The sequence below is a fragment of the Companilactobacillus kimchii DSM 13961 = JCM 10707 genome, from assembly GCF_001435445.1.
GTDB classification, from domain to species: Bacteria; Bacillota; Bacilli; order Lactobacillales; family Lactobacillaceae; genus Companilactobacillus; species Companilactobacillus kimchii.
In genome coordinates this window covers 91,318-112,435 of sequence record NZ_AZDH01000009.1, presented here as the reverse complement: position 1 = coordinate 112,435, position 21,118 = coordinate 91,318, and the positions used below count along the sequence as shown (strand labels likewise).

The 21,118-nt window shown below is 35.1% G+C and carries 18 protein-coding genes; 3 read left to right on the top strand and 15 right to left on the bottom strand.

The features are described 5' to 3' along the window. Position 1: 1 nt before the first annotated feature. From FC97_RS04845 to FC97_RS04805, 9 genes are all read right to left on the bottom strand, one after another. Entirely contained in the window at positions 2-1,612 is a 1,611-nt protein-coding gene (locus FC97_RS04845; protein ID WP_054642862.1) for a PTS transporter subunit EIIC, read from the bottom strand. 145 nt (positions 1,613-1,757) lie between these two features. Then, positions 1,758-2,060, bottom strand: coding sequence for a hypothetical protein (locus FC97_RS04840; RefSeq protein ID WP_054642861.1), 303 nt, complete (start codon positions 2,058-2,060; stop codon positions 1,758-1,760). A 135-nt stretch (positions 2,061-2,195) separates the two neighbouring features. After that, entirely contained in the window at positions 2,196-2,789 is a 594-nt protein-coding gene (locus FC97_RS04835; RefSeq protein WP_025085653.1) for an NAD-dependent epimerase/dehydratase family protein, read from the bottom strand. A gap of 29 nt (positions 2,790-2,818) precedes the next feature. Continuing rightward, the gene (locus FC97_RS04830) at positions 2,819-3,736 is read right to left on the bottom strand and encodes an aldo/keto reductase (protein WP_054642860.1); all 918 of its coding nucleotides are present in this window, start codon (positions 3,734-3,736) and stop codon (positions 2,819-2,821) included. A gap of 107 nt (positions 3,737-3,843) precedes the next feature. After that, positions 3,844-4,950 carry a DMT family transporter gene (locus tag FC97_RS04825; protein WP_054642859.1) on the bottom strand — a complete coding sequence of 369 codons (1,107 nt, stop codon included), beginning with the start codon at positions 4,948-4,950 and terminating at the stop codon, positions 3,844-3,846. A 305-nt stretch (positions 4,951-5,255) separates the two neighbouring features. Then, positions 5,256-7,133, bottom strand: coding sequence for an LTA synthase family protein (locus FC97_RS04820; RefSeq protein ID WP_054642858.1), 1,878 nt, complete (start codon positions 7,131-7,133; stop codon positions 5,256-5,258). 168 nt (positions 7,134-7,301) lie between these two features. Continuing rightward, positions 7,302-9,179: an LTA synthase family protein gene (locus FC97_RS04815; protein ID WP_054642857.1), complete on the bottom strand. Its 1,878-nt coding sequence runs from the start codon at positions 9,177-9,179 to the stop codon at positions 7,302-7,304. 197 nt (positions 9,180-9,376) lie between these two features. Then, positions 9,377-9,964: an NAD(P)H-dependent oxidoreductase gene (locus FC97_RS04810; protein WP_054642856.1), complete on the bottom strand. Its 588-nt coding sequence runs from the start codon at positions 9,962-9,964 to the stop codon at positions 9,377-9,379. 104 nt (positions 9,965-10,068) lie between these two features. After that, a complete protein-coding gene (locus tag FC97_RS04805; RefSeq protein ID WP_054642855.1) occupies positions 10,069-10,920 on the bottom strand; it encodes a YitT family protein in 852 nt (283 codons plus the stop codon). Between the two features lie 147 nt (positions 10,921-11,067). On the opposite strand from FC97_RS04805, the gene FC97_RS04800 reads away from it, so the two are divergent. Then, positions 11,068-11,931, top strand: a complete 864-nt coding sequence (locus tag FC97_RS04800) for an NAD(P)-dependent oxidoreductase (protein ID WP_054642854.1) — start codon at positions 11,068-11,070, stop codon at positions 11,929-11,931. A gap of 234 nt (positions 11,932-12,165) precedes the next feature. Here the strand turns inward: FC97_RS04800 and FC97_RS04795 are convergent, their stop codons facing one another. From FC97_RS04795 to FC97_RS04785, 3 genes are read right to left on the bottom strand one after another with little or no spacing between them, the layout of a single operon-like run. Beyond that, a complete protein-coding gene (locus tag FC97_RS04795; protein ID WP_087882345.1) occupies positions 12,166-13,080 on the bottom strand; it encodes a sce7725 family protein in 915 nt (304 codons plus the stop codon). Further along, positions 13,077-13,793, bottom strand: a complete 717-nt coding sequence (locus tag FC97_RS04790; protein ID WP_056967879.1) for a hypothetical protein — start codon at positions 13,791-13,793, stop codon at positions 13,077-13,079. Before FC97_RS04790 ends, FC97_RS04795 begins: the two co-directional genes overlap by 4 nt. After that, positions 13,783-16,152 (bottom strand): ATP-dependent DNA helicase, encoded by a 2,370-nt coding sequence (locus FC97_RS04785; RefSeq protein ID WP_056967876.1) that lies wholly within the window; start codon positions 16,150-16,152, stop codon positions 13,783-13,785. The genes FC97_RS04790 and FC97_RS04785 overlap by 11 nt, the downstream gene beginning before the upstream one ends. A gap of 166 nt (positions 16,153-16,318) precedes the next feature. On the opposite strand from FC97_RS04785, the gene FC97_RS04780 reads away from it, so the two are divergent. Together FC97_RS04780 and FC97_RS04775 are read left to right on the top strand one after the other, a co-directional pair. Further along, positions 16,319-16,873 (top strand): TetR/AcrR family transcriptional regulator, encoded by a 555-nt coding sequence (locus tag FC97_RS04780; RefSeq protein WP_054642853.1) that lies wholly within the window; start codon positions 16,319-16,321, stop codon positions 16,871-16,873. 132 nt (positions 16,874-17,005) lie between these two features. Beyond that, the gene (locus FC97_RS04775; RefSeq protein ID WP_054642852.1) at positions 17,006-18,805 is read left to right on the top strand and encodes an oleate hydratase; all 1,800 of its coding nucleotides are present in this window, start codon (positions 17,006-17,008) and stop codon (positions 18,803-18,805) included. A 394-nt stretch (positions 18,806-19,199) separates the two neighbouring features. On the opposite strand, the gene FC97_RS04770 is transcribed toward FC97_RS04775, so the two are convergent. The 3 genes from FC97_RS04770 to FC97_RS04760 form a co-directional block, all read right to left on the bottom strand. Next, positions 19,200-20,030: a methyltransferase domain-containing protein gene (locus FC97_RS04770; RefSeq protein WP_054642851.1), complete on the bottom strand. Its 831-nt coding sequence runs from the start codon at positions 20,028-20,030 to the stop codon at positions 19,200-19,202. 9 nt (positions 20,031-20,039) lie between these two features. After that, entirely contained in the window at positions 20,040-20,606 is a 567-nt protein-coding gene (locus FC97_RS04765) for an SOS response-associated peptidase family protein (RefSeq protein WP_054642850.1), read from the bottom strand. Between the two features lie 84 nt (positions 20,607-20,690). Continuing rightward, a complete protein-coding gene (locus tag FC97_RS04760; RefSeq protein ID WP_054642849.1) occupies positions 20,691-21,113 on the bottom strand; it encodes a DUF805 domain-containing protein in 423 nt (140 codons plus the stop codon). Between the last annotated feature and the right edge of the window lie 5 nt (positions 21,114-21,118).

Genomic DNA, 21,118 nt, shown 5'->3' with positions numbered 1-21,118 from the left:
GTTATCCCTCAATTCCTAAATAATCTTCTACCTCTGGTCCAATAGTTGAAACTTTTGTACCATAAATAACTTGGACACCTTTTCCATGGACGACTGTTCCCACAGCACCAGTGGATTTCAAAAGGTTTTTCTTAACAATATCAGGGTTGTTAACACCAACACGTAATCTGGTAGCACAAGCTTCGAAGGTACTAATATTATCTTTTCCACCTAAACCATCAACAATCATTGCTGGAATACTATCGGTTGAATCACCGTTAGCATTCTTTTCATCAACATAATCTTGTTTTGTATGTAGAACGGCTTCTTCTTCATCATCTTCACGACCTGGAGTCTTCAAGTTAAACTTGAGAATGGCAAATTTAAAGACGAAGTAGTACAAAGCAAAGTAGAACAGAATCAATGGTATTAAGCCCAACCAATTAGTACGAGCTTGTCCAGGTAAGACTCCATAAAGAATCATATCTAGTAAACCACCGGAGAATGTGAAGCCAACACCAATCTTCAATAAGGAAACAAAGACTGCTGAAAAGGCAAACAAGACACAGTGGATACCCCAGAATAAGAATGGTGAAGCAAATAAAATAGTAAATTCTAGTGGTTCAGTAATACCTGTCAAAATTGATGTCAATGATGATGATAGTAACAAACCTTTAACATCTTTACGCTTATTCTTTTTAGCACAATGATACATAGCTAAGGCAGCAGCTGGAAAACCACCAATCATTACTGGGAATTCAAAGGCAAAGTATCTAGCAGCCTCCCATGAAATCTTTTGACCAGCAGCCATTTGAGCAAAGACGATATTCTGTGCACCCACAATTGATTTACCAGCAATAGTAGCTGTACCACCAACGGCTGTTTGCCAGAATGGTAAGTAGAACACATGGTGTAAACCAAATGGTATCAAGGCACGGTAAACATATGCATAGAAGAAAGTACCGAAATAACCTGATTTACCGATCAAAGTACCTAATCCAGCGATTCCCATAGCAATGTATGGCCATAGAAAGGCCATGATAAATCCACCAACAATACCAGCTAAGGCACCAGCAATAGGACTGAAGTGTGTTCCACCGAAGAATGAAATAGCATCGGGAAACTTAATCTTGTAATACTTATTGTGTAACCAAACACAGATCAATCCAATAAAGATTCCTCCAAAAACACCAGTATTCATGGTGTTAGTGAAACCAAGCATATTTGTAAGTAGACCGCCAATTTTCTTTAGACGTTCCAATTCACCAAAGTTAACAATGGCACTAGTCATAGTGGCATACATCATGAAATAACCAACTAAGGCTGACAATGCAGCAACACCTTTTTCACTCTTGGCCAAACCAAGAGCAACTGAAACAGCAAATAAGAGGCCTAAATTATTAAAAATAACACTACCACAATCATTAAAAATCGTTAGTAATCTGTTCAAAAATGTACCTGGTCCTAAAATTGCCTCTAAATGATACATTTTGATAAATGATGCACCTGTAAATGAAGCACCAATTCCTAAGAATAGTCCTGCAACAGGTAATAAAGCGATTGGAAGCATGAAGGTCTTACCGACATTTTGTAGTGCGGCAAAAGCTTTACTTCCCTCCTTATTTTTTGACATATTAACCCTTCCTTATCAGGGTTACCGGTAACCTAATTGTTAATTAACGTTATTTATACTAGCATGCAATTATTCCAAACCGACAGTTTCTTATTTATTTCAGGAAACTATCTACGTGCTTTTCAGCATTTCCGATTTCAAATGCTTACAGGTGATTATCGACTATCAATGATAAAGTATCTCTTTTAAAATAGTCATACTCACCAAAACCACTCCAAATGAAAATAAACTTCAATTTTCGATGAGTGAATTCTATTTTCTTCCAACCTTGATATTCCTTTTTACTAGCATCAGAAATTTCTTTCAAAGGTAGATGATAAATTTGCTTTCTGGTTAAACTTTTCAGATCTAATACTTTAACCAACAGTTCATTGTCATTCAAAGAATAGTTTACATAACCCACTGTGACTTTGTTTTGCGGCTCTATCACCTGTACGTATTCAAACATTTACTCACGTCCTTTCTTGTTTACAGAAAATACTGTAATCTATCAAACGCGTTTCATAGCAAGTAAAAAAGCAAAAAAAATCTCTAAATATTAGAATTTCTTCTAATATCTAGAGATTTTTGGTTTTTAATTTCATTATTGATCGATATCTTCAACACCTAAAGTAACGTTCTCTTTAGCATTATCAACAGCATCAAGGGCTGCCAAAACAACCATGCTGACAGGTAAACTTCTGTGCGGTTCATTACTATCAACCGCTTCTTCATCGGATACCATTGTAGCTGGTCTCAAGATAACACTTCTAAATTTACGTTTCTTCAAGTCATCTTCAGCGTCACGTTTTGTTTGGATATACCTCTTATTTGCGTTAGGAATATCATCAACTGAGAAGTAAACAAATACAGGAACATTGTTCTCTTCTGCTGCGTCGGCGATATTTAGGGCACTCTCATAATTAACTTTTTCAAAAGTAAGATTCTCATTAGAATCTTCATGCCACTCACCAATTGTATCAATGACAACATCGGCATCTTTTAAATATTGTGTCCAGAATCCCTTAGATAAAGCATTTCCAATCTTCCAATCAACCTTACTGTGCCATGAATCATTTCCAACTGGTTCACCAGTTCTAGAAATACTTGTAACTGTATAATCGTCTTCCAAAAGTTGTTGGGCGAACTCCTTACCCGCAAATCCATTTGCTCCTAAAATAACTGCTTTCTTAGTCATAATTTATCCCTCTTTCAATTAATTCAAAGCTATTCAACATCCATAAAAGCTTCATCAATCGTGCGATAATCTTTATCACTCAGTTTGATATCTAATGACTTAACGTTTTGATCGACTTGTTCCGGTTTTCTAGCCCCTGGAATTACGATCGAAATATTAGGATTTTTCATGTACCAAGCCAAAATCACTTGGGCGACGGTTGCCTCGTATCTGTCAGCAATCTTCTCCACAATCTCTAATGAGGTGATAATATCACCAAATTTTTCTCGACTATATTGACTAAACTTATCACTGTCGCTGAATCTATATTTCCCAGTTAATAGGCCCGACGCCAGTGGGAAATATGGAACAAAGGAAATCTTATTTTCCTTTAAATATGGGAATAGTTCTTTTTCAGCGTCACGGTGTAACAGACTGTAATTATCCTCAACAATATCAACGAAACCTTCTTTATTTGCTTCTTTAATTTGAGCCAATGAAAAATTAGAAACACCAATGGCTCTGATTTTGCCACTCTTTTTTAGTTCATTCAAAGCTCTTACGGCTTGATCTTTAGGTGTCTTTTCATCTGGAAAATGAATATAAAAAATGTCAATGTAATCTGTTTTTAACCGTTTTAGTGCTTCATCGACAGATTTTCTTAAGAATTCTGGACTATTGTCTACTTTATTCCTACTAGAATCTTGTGCTGCCTTTGTCGCAATAATTAATTTACTACGGTCATAATCTTGAATAACATCACCAATAATTTCCTCAGAGCGCCCTAAACCGTACATATAGGCTGTATCCAAAGTAGTAATGCCACTTTCAATAGCTTCTTTTACTACCGCATAACCATCTTTATCCTTTAATCCCGTAAAAATATTATGGCCACCAACTTTATTAGTCCCTAAGCCTAATTTTTTACTTACTACATTCGTGTTACCAATTTTTACTAAATCAGTCATACGTTCACCTCGCTATTTTGAAACCGTTACCTTTATAATAGCTCAATTATGCCAAAAAAAATAAGATTACGTCTAATTCGTAATCTTAATTTTAATAAATGAGTATTTTAATTTTCAGATGGTAATTCATGTGCTTGACGTTTTTCTTCAATCGAGTGACGAACTGCTTCTTCAGTAGCACGTCCACGTTTAGCAAGTTCACCATTTTCAAGTTCTTCTTTAACCTTAGCCAATTCATCAACTTCTTGATGTGCTTCAGGATTATTACGTTTGAAAATAGCCATAACACTGTAAGCAATCTTTTCGCCCATAAGAGTAACGAACGAACCGAGCAAGATAACAACAATACCGATAATAGTATTAACCTTCATGGCTTCGCCTAAAACTATCAATGCCAAGACGGGAGCCAAAGCTGGTTTGACTAGGAAAATCAATGAAGCTTGAAGAATACCAACCTTTTCCATTGAAAGGAAGTACAAACCGAAAGCTACACCAGTAACCAAGACAGAAATGTAAAGAATCAATGGTAATGTTTGTAAAGAGATTCCCTTGAAGAAAGGAATATTAACAAACTCAGAATAGTTACTTGGAATATTTTGAGCAATTGGTAAGTGACTTAGACCCATCAAAACACCCAATTCAGCTGAACCAAACAAGAATGATAAACAAGTCATTGAAAGACCATTTAAACCAATTTTGCCACCATTAACACGTGACATAACACCATAGACACCGAAAAGAATTGATGAAAGCAATCCTAACATGATACCCATAGCACCACTCAAGTGGAATGGATTAATAATGATCAAAAGACCAATCAAAGTCAAAACTAGAGCTAAAACATTAGTTCTAGATAATTTTTCTTTTAAGAACACGAAACCAATAATTAAACCAAAGATAGGATTAGCACTCAACATAATAGCGATAACCGAAGCAGTAGCCATCCCGATAGATAATTGATACAACGTCATACTCAAAACCACGATAACAAAACCAGTTAGAGCAATACGTCCAAAATCAGATCTAGATAATCTGACACTGTGCTTTCTAATGTACATCATAGTGAAAGGCAAAAGAGCCAAACCACCAATCAAGAATCTGACAAAGTTCAATTCAATTGGATTAAATTGCCCACCGGCAATCTTCAAGGCAATTTCCATAGAACTAAAAAGAAAAGTTGGTATCAATATATAAAAGAAACTCTTTAAATTCAAAACTTAATTTCATCCCCATTTTTGTAAGTCAATATTCTAAGTGTACTCCTGATTTTGGGGTCTATTTGAATGAAAGTGTTTCCAGTTTTAAAAAAGAGAGCGAAGCAAGGGCGCTCAACCCACGAGGATTTGCCTAAGTACTGGAATCGACCGCGTACTATGCGGGCAATTTCAGTACTGTAGCAAACCGGAATGGGTTCCCTTGCGTAGCTCGTTTCCACTATATTGCATAGAACCTTGGTTATTTTTCTTAGTAAAATTCTCCAACAAAAAAGAGAAGCTCCAAAAACTCCCCTTTCTAAAAACTACTTATTAATAATATTTCGAGAATAACCTTTACCAGCAGTCAAATCATACTGAACCAAACGATAGTCGTGAATGATCCGTTTCTGCTTCTTATTTAATTTATTCGTGGAAACCTGTTTTTCACTATTATTAACATAAAGACTTTCATTCCCACCAACACTATTACGAGCCATAGCGGGAACATCCTCTTCAACTTGCGTCAACAAAGCATAGTAAGGCGTAACTTGTTGTTTCATTTGCCTCAACGCTAAAGGTATAAAACCATTTGGATCAGTTACTTTCGTAGCATCAGACAACTTCTTCGTACCATAATTATGTTCCAGAGCATAACGATTACTATAAACAAAGTAATCAGTTGTATGTTGCTGAACGTTATATTGTGACATCTTATTGCCATCGTAAATTCCTGGTAAGTGATCGCCATACCAAACAATTGTGATTGGCTTTGAAATTTTATCAATCTCATCTAAAAAGTTTTGGGTTGTCTCATCAGTCATACTCAAACCCTTAGCGAAATTAGCGACTTGTTGCAGATTCTTTCCTGCACCTTTACCAGTAGCTTTAAATTGATTACCAGCATAATTAGTCGTATAAGGCATATGATTTTGCATCGTTACAAGATTAATGAATTGCCCACCCTTTTTTTGATTAATTTGCCATAAAGCTTCTTTATAGGCCGAGTCATCACTAATATATTGTCCTCCGTCAGCTGTTGCCGTGTAATGTAGCCCCAGCTTACCGGAAGTATTAATATTTCTAAAAGTTTGCATACCAAATTTCTGATAAACCGTATCACGATCATAGAAATTACCATAATAAGGGTGAATTGCTGCAGTAGTTTTGAAACTATTGGCAATATTGAGTGGATGTTTTTGTTTAATAACTAACTGGGTAAATGGCGAGTTTAAAGATTTTGAAAATTGATTATAGGCTAGACCTGTTAAAGTCATATATTCAATATTGGCCGTTCCCCCACCATAACTAGAGCTCATCATCAAGCCTGAAGTATTATCCTGTTTAATTTTTTTAATATTAGGAATTACTTCTTGATTCATCTTTATATTGGGAACACGACTAGGATCAGAAAAGCTTTCACTCAAAATAAAAATCAAAGTCTGTTTTCGTAAATTATTATTAGGACGATTCTGATTAATTTCATCTGCTTCGTTACGATATTTCGTAACGATACGTTGCATAGTGGTTTTACTGTAATTAACTGGCTTATCCATAACATCAATATGCATATTGCTTAAGAATGTCAGTAATGGACCATTACTATTAGCCGACCAATTAATATTGGCTGCAAAATCCGAATAGCCTGCCTTGTTGAGGATAGCGTGATTAAAACTTCCCTCGCGATTAGAGGTATAAAAACTACCTAAGCCCAAAACCATTAACAACACCAATAGAACTCTAGGAATCGGTTTAAAATGTAGAAAATTCTTACTGTACTGTTTTTCTAAGACAAAACATAATGCAACTAGAACTAGAATTATAGCAACGACCCAAACAATCAAACCGAGTTTAATCATTGAGAGTAATTCCCTAATATTACCTAAGAACATCAAGTCACTAGGCAAAATTGGTTCTGAACGATACTGTACTTTTAGATGATCCGCTAGTCCGTAGATACCAAAGAAAATATAAAAAATCGTTGTCGAAACGAAGAAATGATTTGTTAAACCATACAACCCCCAATAAACAATCAGTAGGACCACCACCGTTACCAAATAGACCGCAAAATTATCTTTAAAAACCATCTGAGCACTATAAGAAATTGATGTTAGTTGAGCATAATCTAATAAGTATCCCATCAAGAAAGCTGACAAAATGGTAAACAAACCTTGTCCTAAATAAGCGATTCTTTTTCTCTGCATAGTCAAAACATCCCTTTAACATATATATCATTACATTAATAATACCTCTTTTATTTTTTTAGAAAGTAAAAAAATAATGTTCATATCAACTAATATGTACCGTTAATATGAACACTTTTTCTATTTTAATAAGATTATGTAATTTAGAGTAAAAATTTAAAGATATTTTTACTTATTGATCGTTGCTTTCGAATATCCTTTACCAGCAGTTAAATCATACTGAACCATCCGATAATCATCAATAATTTGCTGTTGCTTCTTAGTCAATTTATCAACACTCTTACCGTCTTGATTTACATACAAATTATTAGTACCTTCATCGATACTCTTGGCCATAGCTGGAGCATCTTGTTGAACCTTAGTTAACAGTGCATAGTAAGGCGTTACCTTTTGATCCATTTGTTCCAAAGCCAATGGAATAAATCCATTAGGATCAGTTACTTTTGTAGCATTATTTAGCTTAGTTGTGCCTTCACCATGATCTCTGGCGTACTTATTACTATAAATAAAATAATCTGTTTGATGTTCTTCAACATTATATTTATAAATATCCACGCCATCATATATACCTGGTAAATGATCACCATACCAAACAACTGTAATTGGTTTCTTTACCTTATCTAACTCAGCCAAAAACTCTTTAGTTGAATTATCAGTGGTATTAATACTTTTAGCAAAATTTTCTATTTGTGTACGTGAACTATCTGTAACGCCAGAACCACTGGCCTTGAATGGATTGTTAGTGTAGTTATTGGTATAAGGCATATGATTTTGCATTGTAACCAAGTTGATAAACTGTCCACCCTTGGCTTGATTGATTTGCCATAAAGTATCCTTATAAGCTGATTCATCACTGACATATTCCATTTCTGGTAATGTATCGGCATACTTCAAAGGTTCTGTCTTAGCAGTATCAAGGTTTCTAAATGATTGAATTCCAAAATTCTTATAAACTGAATTACGATTATAAAAATTACCGTGAAATGGATGAATGGCAGCACTCGTCTTAAAGCTATTGGAAATGTTAATTGGATTCTCTTGCTTATTAACTAGCTGCGTATAAGGTGATTGCAAAGAATCTGAGAATTGGTTCATAGCTAGACCTGTCAAAGTCATGTATTCCATGTTGGCAGTTCCCCCACCATATCCAGAACTCATCATCAAACCAGACGTGGTGTTCTCTTTGATTTTTTCAATGTTAGGAATTGGATTTTGATTGAGTTTTACACCAGGAACTCGGTTAGGATTAGAGAAACTCTCACTCAAAACAAAGATCAAAGTTTGCTTACTCAAATTACTATTAGAACGATCTTGATTAATATCTTCAGCAACACCTTGATATTTTTTAACCAATTTTTCCATTTTCTGTTTGCTATAACCTTTAGGCTTATCCATCACATCAACGTACATGTTACCTAAAAAGGTCAACATTGGGCCATTACTATTGGCCGATTGATTGATATTAGAAGCATAGTTAGTATAACCAGCCTTAGCTAGAACTTTATAAGTAAAAGAATTGTTATCACTAGCTGTGTAGAAACTACCAATACTGATAACTGCTAGAGCAATAAAAATTAGTCTGACAATGTAATTAAGGCGCAATGTATGCTTGCCCAGAAAGTGTTCTAGTAAAATGGCTGCCGCTATCAAAATTATTAATAGAACTACCATAAAAATAACTACTTTTGGCGTAACCATTGATAAAAGTCCTTTAATATTCTTCAAAAGGCTCAAATCACTAGGTAAGATCGGTTCTGAACGATAATTAACTTTCAAACGGTCAGCGACTGCGTAAATAGCGAAAAATACGTAGAAGATCGCTGAAGCATAGAAAAAACGGTTACATAAGCCATACAAACCTAAATAGATGAAGAATAGGATCAACACCGTTAATAAGTAGGTATTCAAATTTGATTGAAAAACAATCTGTTTGGAAAAGACAATATCGCCTGTTTGAGCGTAATTCAAAATAAAACCGACTAAAAAAGCCGATGCAATAATGAAAATAAATTGCACTATCCCCAATATGTTAATTTTTTTTTGCATTAGTAAAACGTCCTCATTAATATCCCTTAATATAATTAATATATTAAACCAAATTCCGTTAATATCTAGTTTTATCGTAGATTAATTTCGGAAAAAGTTTATTAGTTATAGTTTTTCCTCTTTATTTAGTTTAATAATTAAACATAATTTTAAAAACAAATTAGAATTATTTGATATAAAAAAGACACAAATCCATTTTATGAATTTGCATCTTCATATTCTTCAATTAAATCAATCAAAAATTTTTGACGATTTTCATCAGTTGTTATATTAACCTGACCAAAATGAATCCAAGTAGTATTCTTAGGATTCAAACCAATATCAGCTAAAGTACGATCAATAAAAACTGATTGGATAGGATCTCCACAATTATTCACTAAATAGTCTTTTGTTGTCGTCGAAGTGGTTACAACCGTGACTCTTTTTATTTGTGTTAATAAACCCTTCCAGCCATCACTTTCATCATATGCAAAGCCACTCAATAAGACACGATCAAAAAATCCCTTTAACATAGCTGGCAAATTGTGCCACCAAATTGGAAAGATAAAGATCAATTCATCGGAATTATTTATCCGACGTTGATATTTTCTTACCAATTCATCACTAGTTTGACCTTGACTGTAGACCTTCAATTCTTCTGCCGAAAGGATCGGATTAAATTTATCCGCATACAAATTGATCACTTCAAATTCCTCATCATTTCGACTAAAATAGTTCGACAATGTATTTAGAATCTCATGATTGAAACTACTAGTATTCGGATGAGTATAAATAATTGTTTTCATATCTAGAATCTCCTCGTGAATCGCTGGGTTCAGTATATTATTTTTGAGGAAATTTATGGCATCAATTTGTGCTTAATTTTATTTTCTAATTTGAATTAAGATATTTAATTATCGTTAAATTTACCTGCAATTGACATTGTAGGCTGGATATTAATGAATGCATTAGGATCAACGTCCAAAATGATTTTCTTTGCGAAGAATAATTGATACTTCGTTAAAACCATCGTAATAGAACCGATTTCTTCACCAGAATAGGCACCTTTCAAATGATAATCCAACGTCAAACCACGATTGAGTGATTTGAGTAATTCTTGAGAAATCTGATCAATTTTGTGCGTGTAAACTGTAACGGTAATTTTTTGCTGTTGAATATACATCTTATCAATCACCATATTAGTAATATAAATTGAAATAATTGTATATAGGGCCAATTCCCAGCCGAAGGTAAAACCGGCAATCGTAATGATAATGGCATTAACCGCAAAACTGACTTGCCCGACCGTTCTACCAGTACTTCTTTGCACAATCAAGGCAATAATATCTGTTCCACCAGTTGAAAAACCGTAACGGAAGCAAAGCCCGATACCTGATCCAGACAAGATACCACCAAAGACAGCTGACAGTAACGGATCTTTAGTCAATGGATGCAATGGAACGATTAAAATGAATAACGATGCTGAAACGATAGAAATAATCGATAGAATCGTAAACTTCTTGCCTAACTTAAACCAGGCCAAAATTACTAATGGTAAATTTAATAATGCATACCAGAAGTAAACTGGCGTATTTGTTTGTGCAAATTCATTAAGCAAGTTAACGATCAACTGTGCTGCACCAGTCACACCACTGGTATAAAGCTTTGCCGGCTGTAGCAATAATTGAATTCCTAGAGCCGAGGTTATTCCATAGAAAAGAGCTGCGAAAATACTTTTATAGTAGTCTCTAATAAATTTCATGAAATCCCCCCTCCTTTTACTGTAAATATATATTCATATCATATGAATTATAGCAAACCTCGTCATACATAAAACAGTTCAAATGTATCATTACTGACAAATCTTTTGTATATATTATAATTAAATCAATGATTGGAGGATATAATAATGCAAAAAATTGGTTTCATTGGTACCGGCGTCATGGGTAGTGGCGTTATAAACAATTTACTAAAAGCAGGCTACGCTGTTGATATCTATACAAGAACAAAATCAAAAGCTGAACCTCTAATTAATCAAGGTGCTGAATGGTACGCTGACCCTAAAGATGTGGCTGAAAGTGCTGATATAATCTTTTCAATGGTTGGTTTCCCACAAGATGTTGAAGATGTCTACTTCAAAGACAATGGTATCTTTGCCGGTCTATCAGCTGATAAAATTATCGTTGATATGACAACTAGCACACCAACACTTGCTAAAAAGATTGGTCAAAAAGCTGAAGAGATTGGCGTTCAAGCCTTAGATGCGCCTGTTTCTGGCGGCGATGTTGGTGCTCGTGATGGTAAATTAACTATCATGGTCGGTGGTTCCAAAGAAGCTTACCAAACACTTCTTCCTATTTTTGAAATTATCGGTAAAGCCAATCACTACTTCGGATCTTACGGTGCCGGTCAACATGCTAAAATGGCTAATCAAATCATGATTGCCGGTACTATGACTGGTCTAACAGAAATGTTTGTCTATGCCAAGTCTGCCGGTCTCGATCTGCAATCTGTTTTAGAAACCGTTGAAGGCGGCAGTGGTGACAATTGGAGCTTAGAAAACTATGGACCTCGTATTTTAAATGGTGACTTCAAGCCCGGATTCTACTCTAAACATTTCCTTAAAGATTTGCGTATTGCACTTGATGAAAGTGAAAAAATGAAGCTTGACCTGCCTGCTACTAAACAAGCTAAGAAATTATATGAAAAATTAGTTGATGATAAAGACTTGGGTAACGATGGTACTCAAGGACTTATCAAACTTTGGTGGTAATATGTCACTAAAATTCGATGAATTAAAAGATAGCATCTCCTCTTTCTAAACAATAATTCAGAAATCTAAAACAGTACTTATTTGGGATTACCGTATATTACGGATATTCAAATAAGTACTGTTTTTTATTTTAAAAATTTAGAAACCTCAGGAATGAATACGACTGGTTAAATTCTGGCCTGAAGCAATGGCGTTCTACCAACATTTTTAATCAAATCGCCAAATTACTTGCAACTATCTATGTTCGGATAAACGACTCATTAACTCTAAATGATGCTTTATTGAAAGCTTTTTTATAACGCCTAGACCAGGAAACTTATCTCCATTACCATATTCTAATAGTGTTTCTAATGCAGGAGTCAAATTAAGCCCATTAATATTTTTATGGACCCAAGGTTCCAATTTATTCATAGCTTCAAAGAATTTTTGCTTTTGTCCACGCATAGACTCGTTACTGTCAGAAACAAAATGATGCACACGTAAACTACCATCCGCGGTTACATAAATAATATGAATTGCAATTGCTCTCGATGGCATACCTTTATCAAAATAAATATGGCCTAACATCGAATAATCACCGAAACCTTTGAATCCATCAATTTGTTGATACCAATCTGAACCTTCAAAAAATTCATCATCTAATTGATTATAGTCTTCCACGTGATGATGGAAAGTAAATGGATCAGTTAAACTAGCAGCTTTAGACCCAACAATTTTATGCATCCTTGCAACATTCGGAATTAACACTCTATTCACTTTTTTTAAAGCAGGTGTATCACGATAAACTTTGAGTAGTTCATAATTATTAACAATTAAAATTGCTTCTTGTTGAGGTAAAGTTTTAATAAAATCACTTCGAAAATCAGCTGCCAAGATGGCACTGGGGACATAAAAATCTAAGTTATACACATTCGGTAGTGGATAAAGTTTCGTATCATTCAAACCATATACGCTAACCTGTGGATTGGCAATTACACTAAATGGCTGCTTTTTATCAACGAAAGTTTGGACTGTTCTTTGTAACTCCTTAGAATCACGAACTGGTTCAATTATCGGAACAATCTGTGAATTGAACCAGTCTTCTTCACATAGTTCCTTCAATGCCAACAAGTCATACATTCGCCCACGAAAATAAGGATAATAAATCATATTTTATCCTCCAAGTTGGGCTGTTGTAATTTCTGCAATTGTAACTTCAATTCTTGATATTCAGCGTTTCTGGCATCCAGTTCATCTTGTAACGCCGTTACAGCATCACTCTGTGTTTCTTCAATAAAGCGATCATAAAGATTATTGTCAGGGTTATAAACATCATATCCTGCTTTTTGGCGTTTTTTTAATTCCTTAAAAAGTCTATCTTCAGAATATAGTTGTAGACCTTTCTCAACCTTTTTAGCTTTATCAACTTCTCTAAAAAGTGAGGCTACAAAATGACTCGTCAATTGTTTTTCATCAACTTGTAATTCTTGAAATTGAGCTTTTTTAGCAACAGTTAAGAATCCTGGTGCAACTAGTGTCTGTGGTGAAGCCTCCATTGCTTTTTTATCAAAAGCACGATAGATCAATACGCCAATGTGACTGGGTATTTCATCGATAACTTCTTCAAACAATTTCTGTGGCAAAACAAAGTAATTGTAATTACCGATAAAAGATAATTTTGCCTTGGAGTGAAAATCTGATTTGGTTACCTTCAATTCATAGCAACGCCATTCGATCTGATCATCCCGTAATTGTTGATAACTCAAAGTATCAACGATACCTTTATCATCTGGCATCGATACTTCTTCCACAACATACGAGCCTTGTTCTTTACAGTATTGATAAAGCGTACTTTCTAAATCCTTAGTTAACTTAGTTTTCATCTTGTTCCTTCCAAAAATTATCCACTGTACCTGTTAATTGTTGCAACGATGAAATGCGGCGATAGTTCTGCCAATGCTGTGGAAAAAGTCTAGTATAACGCATACTACCAAATCTTTGATCTACTAACAAAACAATGCCTTTATCATGGCTACTCCTGATCAAACGTCCTGCAGCCTGTAAAACATTATTCATTCCTGGCATCTGATAAGCATATTCAAAACCATGCCCATTTTTATTATCATAATAATCTCTAATCAAATTATTCTCGGCACTCAAACCTGGTAAACCAACACTGACAATAGCAACACCAATTAATTTATCACCTCTTAAGTCAATTCCTTCAGAGAAGATACCACCTAAAACACAGAAACCTACCAAGGTCTCCTCTGCTTCATTATCAAATTGGTCCAAGAATTCTTGTCGAGCTGTACTATCCATCTCAGAGGTCTGAGCAATTGTATTAACATGTGGATAACTTTTTTCAAAGCTGGTCCTCACTTGCTCTAAATAACCATATGAAGGAAAGAAGAATAAATAATTGCCCTTTTTGCTATCAACTAGAGTTTTCAAACTCTCAACAATTTTCTCTTGATTGAATTCTCTTTGTCGATAAGTCGTCTGAATATACTGTGTTATTAAAATTGCCTGATGATTAATCGGGAATGGTGATGCCAATTGATAAGCTAAACTATTATCACTTCCACCCAAAACACTTTGATAATAATCCATTGGTGATAACGTGGCAGAAAACAATACTGCACCTATGCCTAAATCTAAAGCTTGATCAATAAAATGGCTCGGATCGAGACACAATTGCTTAACAGTGAGATGCTTATTTTCAATCACAATTCGAGTCTTATACGTATCGTTATACAACGCTCCAATTTTGACAAATGTCAGACAATCGAAGAAATAATCTTTGGCGCTATCTAAAAAATCAGACGGTTTTTGGTCCTGCATCCATCCACCCATAAAGTCATCAAATTTGCCTAAGACTTTTAGCAACTCATCTGGTGCATCTGAGGTTATTTTTTCTTCCAAATCATCTATCTGTAATTGTTTTTTCATTTGGTTAAAGACCCGTCGCACTTTTTTCAACTGCTTTTGAAAATCCTTACTAGTTTTGGTTTCAATTTTTTTTGCTGCCTTCAACAATGAAGCAATCTTAAAATCACTTACTTCTGCTGAATACATTGAACGTGAACGACTAACCAAATTATGGGCTTCATCAATTAAAAAGAAATTATCTGTGTCCTTTTCAATGAAGAAACGTTGCAGATAAACTAATGGATCGAATAAATAATTGTAATCACAAATAATAACATCACAAAATAACGAAGCATCCAATGAAAATTCAAATGGATCAACTGTGTGCTTTCTAGCATACTTTTCCACAACCTCACGAGTAATCGCATCTTCATTAGTTAACAAATCAGCCAAAGCCGGTTTTAAGCGATCATAATAACCAATCATATATGGATCCTTTTCTGGTGGCACATTTTGTTCTTTAAAACGTATTTTATCTTTAGCAGTCAAAGTAATACTCTTCAATTGAAGTCCCTTTTTGGACATCAGAGCTATTGTTTCCTCAGCAACTCGCCTAGTACTCTGTTTAGCAGTCAAATAAAATAGCCGCTGAATCTTTTCCTCCCCCATTGATTTAATAGCTGGGAATAAAGTAGAGATTGTTTTACCTGTACCGGTTGGTGCTTCAACAAAAAGGCGCTTCTGATAATAAACCGTTTTATAAACAGCCGCTGCCAATTCATGTTGACCTGCACGGAATTTATCAAATGGAAAAGATAACCGTTGAATCGACTGATTACGAGTTTTACGTAATTTAGCTCGTAAGACTAACCAATATTCATATTCACTTATTAAATTTTGAAAAAATTCATTTAATTCGTCTCGTTCAAAGGTCTTGTCATCACTCGTGATTGTCTCGGTGCTAACTTGAAAATAAGTCAATCGTAAATCAACATGCTTTAACTCTGGATGTTCTTTCAAAATAATGTAGCCGTAAACTTTGACTTGTCCCCAATAGAGTTCCAAAGTATTATCGCTTAACTCATCGAAGGGCTGATCTGATGTTTTGATTTCTTCAATTAAGATACTTTTATCCGTCGTTGTTATCCCATCAGCACGTCCAGAAATAACATACTCACTGTCATTCATAGTTACTTCCGTCTTTAAATAAACTTCACTTTCATAGTCAGCATTTCTTGAGCGTGTCTTCTGTAGTCTACGATGAATCCGAGAACCATTTTGAGCTGTATTTTGACTATTTTTACTTTCCATTAAGTCACCACTACGTAGTACAAACTCAACTAGCTGTCGAATTCCAATTTTAGTCGTCATAGACTACCCTCCTTAAATTACTATTTAACATTGTAAAACATACGTTCGATTTTGTCTGTAGACAATTTTTTATAAGTTTTCAATCATTAGTACCAACTACTCAGCTACTTTTTGCAATTAAAAAATCATATAATTAATATCATTAATTCAGTTGGGGATGTATTTCATGCAAATTAGTACCGAAGATGTTTTAATTGACTCACTAAACAAACTTTTAGAAAACAAATCAGTTGATAAAGTCACCGTCAAAGATATCGTTTCTGAATGTGGTTTAACTAGACAAACCTTTTACAATCATTTCTCCGATATTTATGCACTGGTGGAATACTCTGCCTGCCAAAATGCTAAAAAGTATCTAGATAAAGCTTCTGATTATGATAATTGGCAAGAAGGTTTTTACAATATTATGATCAAGATCAAAGAAAACAAAGTCATTGCTCAGAATGTCTATCATTCCATTTATCGTGACTTAATGGAAAAATATATTTATGACGTACTTTATGGATACATTATTCAAATTGTCGAGAAACAGGCCAAGGGTATGTCGGTTTCACAAAATCATAAAGACTTCATTGCTCACTTTTACAGTCTCGCCTTCATTGCTGTTATTTTTGAATGGATCAGTGATGATATGAAAGACGATCCTGAAGAAATTGTTGAACAGATTGGTGTTCTGATTCATGGTGATTTCAAAAAAGCTTTGAATAAATACGCCAAATAATTTTACAGATATTGGGAAGTGTAAATAATATTTACACTTCTATTTTTTTGTCAATTGTTCATTCACGGAGTTTATTTTATCTTGAATGCAAGGACAAAGTTCCTTTGACATTTTCGAAAGAAGGCAACAACAATGAACATTTATAAAACAATGTATCATCCTCACAAACCAGCTGGTATTGACGACCGCAAAGCTAATATCATTGGTGGAGGAATCGCCGGATTGGCAACAGCAGCATTCTTAATTGATGATGCTAAAATGCCAGCTCGTAACATTACTATTTACGAGAAGAAGCCTGTTATGGGTGGTTCCATGGACGGAACTAAGGGTAATAAAGGTTATCTTTGCCGTGCTGAACGTGAACTAGAACCTTACATGGAATGTCTCTGGTATCTCTGCAGCAAGATCCCTTCACTTGAAAATGAAGGTAGAACCGTTCTTGATGATGTCGTTGACTTCAACCGTGATGAACCAATTCACACCGAAGCCAGAGTTATCGTTAACCAAGGAGAAATTGATGGACAATATCATAACTATAAGATGCCTCAACGTTATGTTACCGCTATGGCTAAAATTGTTTCTTCAACCGAAGAAGAATTGGCTGACAAACGCATCGATGAATTTTTCGATAAAGATTTCTTCAAGACTAATTTCTGGACTTGCTTCCACAGTCAACTAGCCTTCAAACACTACCACAGTGCCATCGAATGTCGTCGTTACTGGCAAAGATTCACTTTCATCAACCGTCATGAATATCTTGAAGGTTTCATTCATACTAAATATAACGAATATGACGCAATTATTTTACCTATCGAAAGATGGTTGATTGATCATGGAGTTCACTTCGTCAACAACTTCTCAGTTTACGATTTAACTCTTGATACAAAGAATGACACTGTTCAAGCAATTCTTGCCCATCAAAACGGTCAAGATGTCACTATCCCTGTAAGCAACAAGGACTTAGTCTTCGTTACTAGCGGCTCTATCAGTGAAAATAGTTGCTTCGGTGATAACAATACTGTTGCCAAAACTAACACTGATACTGAAGATATGGGTACCTTCACTATTTGGAAGAATCTCGCCAAGAAGGATGATAAATTTGGACATCCCGATAAATTCTTAGGCCAGATCGACAAAACAAAGTGGATTTCCTTCTTCCCAACTGTCAAAGGTTATCCTGAATTCTTCAGACGTATCGAAGAGTTGTCCGGAAGCAAAGCCGGTACTGGTGGTTTAATGACGTTCAAAGATTCAAATTGGGATATGTCATTTGAAATCCACCACAAACCATTCTTCCCATATCAAGCTGACGATGAAGAAGTTGGTTGGGGCTATGGTCTCTACGGTGAAAATGTCGGTAACTACATCAAGAAACGTATGTGGGATTGTACCGGCGACGAAATCATGACCGAACTTCTTTATCATCTAGGTATGTTGGACATCAAAGATGAAGTTCTAAAACATACTTACATGTCAACAGCCATGATGCCTTACGCAACCAGCCAATTCATGCCACGTAAATTAGGCGATCGCCCTAAAGTGGTTCCTGATGGCTGTACTAACCTAGCTTTCTTAGGTCAATTCGTTGAAGTTGATGACGATGTTGTCTTCACTGTTGAAACTTCAGTTAGAACTGGTTTGGAAAGTGTCTACGAACTACTTGATGTTGATAAAGATGTTCTTGAAGTCAACCCTTCAAGATACGACATCAGATACTTGCTAGAAAGAGTTAAACGTTTCAATGGTATCAAGGGTAAGATTACACCTGATATGTTGCCACAATTAACTCCGGATCAACTCCCTGCTGTGACTCAAGAACTATTGCACTACGTAAATAATATTCCACCATATTATACGATGTACCTTGGACGCGACAAGACCGTTCCATATAAGGAATCAATCTTGCATCCCAAAGCACCACACAGTAAATAAAATCTAACAAGCAAATAACCAGTAACTCGATTTTGAGTTACTGGTTATTTTGGTTTCTATTGGAATTTGGGGTAGATTAATCCTCCCGTCTTCCGCAAGAATTGGAGATGTGTCGGAACGCTATGGGCATGACTTGAAGCTAATAATTTCACCTTCGGCAAAATTATGGATCTCCAAGATCAGCCTTATTGTAAGCGGCAAAGCCGCCAACAATAATTTCATAGCTGAACACATTTCCAATTCTTACTCCAAACTAAATAATATTTCAATTATTTTTCTTGAGGTAAGTATATTTATAGATGATTTTGTAAAATATTTTAGTCTAGTAAGATGAAAATAGCCTCCACAGCGTTCCAAACCAATCGTGTTTGTTGTGGAGGATGGCATATTTATCTTACTTAATTTGTCCAACCAAAATTGTTGATCCAACTGTTATTTGCTTCACCCGATTCCAATCTATCAGACTATTATCAACGTTGAACAATAACGGTGTCATATTGATAAAAGCATTTCGTTCTTTCTCAGAGACGTTATACGTCTTTGTAGCGTCGATTTGATCCACTAACGTACAATGTTCCTCAAAGTAAGCTAAAACCTTCTGATTAGAGTATTTCTCCTGTTTCAATTGATCTTTAGCTTGTTCACGTAATTCTTGAACGTGATATTCATTAGGAACAACTTTCAAAACGTATCCTGCTGGTTTTAAAATTCTACTGAACTCGCCATAGTTAGCAGGAGAAAAGATATCAATGACACCATCAATCTTTTGAGCCTGTATTGGTAAATGAGCTAAATCACCAACAAACCACTCTACTGGCGTATTAGGACCTTTAGCTGCCAATTGAATCGAATCCTTTGAAATATCAAAAGCAAAGACATCCTTGTTTTCTAATTCAGCGATTTTTTTCGAATAATAACCTTCACCACAACCGATATCGAGTGTACTTTGAATATTAAGATCCTGAATCAATTTGACAACTTTATCAGCGATATGATCATACATTCCATGTTCCAAAATCAAATGGCGGTTTTCAAACGATTCCAGATCATAATTTTTCTGTTGCTTGCTATTTAACACGAAGTCAACAAAACCTTTTTTAGAAATATCAAAAGTATGATTTTGATCACAAGTTAGACTATTGCCCACTAAACTTAATTTTTCACCACAAATGGGACATTGGAAATATTCATCACTGTTATTAAATTTTTGAATCTTACTATTCATTAAAAGCACCTATTCTTCTGCTCTTGATATCAATTGAGGCATCGCACTGTCTAAAAATTTTTGTGCAAAGTCATCGTTATATATCCAAGCATTAATTTGATTTTTAGCTAAGATCAATGGCATTCGATCGTGAATTTTGACCATCGATTCATTCGGTTGGGTGGTAAAGAGAATACTCTGCGCCACACCATCAAAATAATTGTAACAACCGGCAATAAAAAGTGTCTCAGGATCATTACTGAAATTGAATTTATATTTCTGCTTTGTCTTATTCCACTCAAAGAAACCAGTTGTCGGATAAACACAACGGCGCTTTTTAAATGAGTCCGCAAACATTTGCTTCTGTTGAACCGTTTCTGAACGAGCGTTGATAATCGACTGGCCCATTTTAAAACCTGGAAATCCCCATTTCATACCGACAACTCTTACCATTTTTTCTCCAGCAACAATCAAGGCCGTTTCATCGGTTGGAAAAACTTCACCAACCTTAGGATTGTACCCAGCATCGACCGCCAACTGATAAATTCTTTTTATTTCAGGATTCTGATCTGGTTGAAACATATAACGTCCACACATAATTGTCCTCCCGTTTTTACTTTACAATTATGCAACAAAAAAAATTCAATTCCAATTAGAATTGAATTTTATGTTGAAAGCAAGTTAAATATTTTTGGGCCAGGAATTTCCTAAATCTTTTTGTGGCAAACATAGCAATACTAGTAACGCTATATCGCCCAAAAATGGAATTATTGGTAACAATACCCACCAGCCATGCATCTTTCTATCATGCAATCTTCTAATAACGGCTGTGAAAATAGAAATCATATAATATCCGAATGTTATTGCCAATGCTACACCGACAATTGAACTCCAATAGAAATCAGTTATTGGCATTTTTGTAATTACAAAGGCTAAAATTCCCATAATGATTCCAGCTACGATAGTCATTCCTAAAAAGCCCCACCAAAAATCCTTACGACTCATTCTCTTGGCGCCTACAAATAAATCTTGAAAATATAACTTTGTGGAAGAAATAATTCCTGGATGAAAACTTTCATTCCATACGTGTTCTTTCATTTGCATTTGAT

Bases quoted from the DNA above. Each gene is read 5' to 3' on its own strand.
- FC97_RS04845 (WP_054642862.1), bottom strand. From the start codon at position 1,612: ATGTCAAAAAATAAGGAGGGAAGTAAAGCTTTTGCCGCACTACAAAAT.
- FC97_RS04840 (WP_054642861.1), bottom strand. From the start codon at position 2,060: ATGTTTGAATACGTACAGGTGATAGAGCCGCAAAACAAAGTCACAGTG.
- FC97_RS04835 (WP_025085653.1), bottom strand. From the start codon at position 2,789: ATGACTAAGAAAGCAGTTATTTTAGGAGCAAATGGATTTGCGGGTAAG.
- FC97_RS04830 (WP_054642860.1), bottom strand. From the start codon at position 3,736: ATGACTGATTTAGTAAAAATTGGTAACACGAATGTAGTAAGTAAAAAA.
- FC97_RS04820 (WP_054642858.1), bottom strand. From the start codon at position 7,133: ATGCAGAGAAAAAGAATCGCTTATTTAGGACAAGGTTTGTTTACCATT.
- FC97_RS04815 (WP_054642857.1), bottom strand. From the start codon at position 9,179: ATGCAAAAAAAAATTAACATATTGGGGATAGTGCAATTTATTTTCATT.
- FC97_RS04810 (WP_054642856.1), bottom strand. From the start codon at position 9,964: ATGAAAACAATTATTTATACTCATCCGAATACTAGTAGTTTCAATCAT.
- FC97_RS04805 (WP_054642855.1), bottom strand. From the start codon at position 10,920: ATGAAATTTATTAGAGACTACTATAAAAGTATTTTCGCAGCTCTTTTC.
- FC97_RS04800 (WP_054642854.1), top strand. From the start codon at position 11,068: ATGCAAAAAATTGGTTTCATTGGTACCGGCGTCATGGGTAGTGGCGTT.
- FC97_RS04795 (WP_087882345.1), bottom strand. From the start codon at position 13,080: ATGATTTATTATCCTTATTTTCGTGGGCGAATGTATGACTTGTTGGCA.
- FC97_RS04790 (WP_056967879.1), bottom strand. From the start codon at position 13,793: ATGAAAACTAAGTTAACTAAGGATTTAGAAAGTACGCTTTATCAATAC.
- FC97_RS04785 (WP_056967876.1), bottom strand. From the start codon at position 16,152: ATGACGACTAAAATTGGAATTCGACAGCTAGTTGAGTTTGTACTACGT.
- FC97_RS04780 (WP_054642853.1), top strand. From the start codon at position 16,319: ATGCAAATTAGTACCGAAGATGTTTTAATTGACTCACTAAACAAACTT.
- FC97_RS04775 (WP_054642852.1), top strand. From the start codon at position 17,006: ATGAACATTTATAAAACAATGTATCATCCTCACAAACCAGCTGGTATT.
- FC97_RS04770 (WP_054642851.1), bottom strand. From the start codon at position 20,030: ATGAATAGTAAGATTCAAAAATTTAATAACAGTGATGAATATTTCCAA.
- FC97_RS04765 (WP_054642850.1), bottom strand. From the start codon at position 20,606: ATGTGTGGACGTTATATGTTTCAACCAGATCAGAATCCTGAAATAAAA.
- FC97_RS04760 (WP_054642849.1), bottom strand. From the start codon at position 21,113: ATGCAAATGAAAGAACACGTATGGAATGAAAGTTTTCATCCAGGAATT.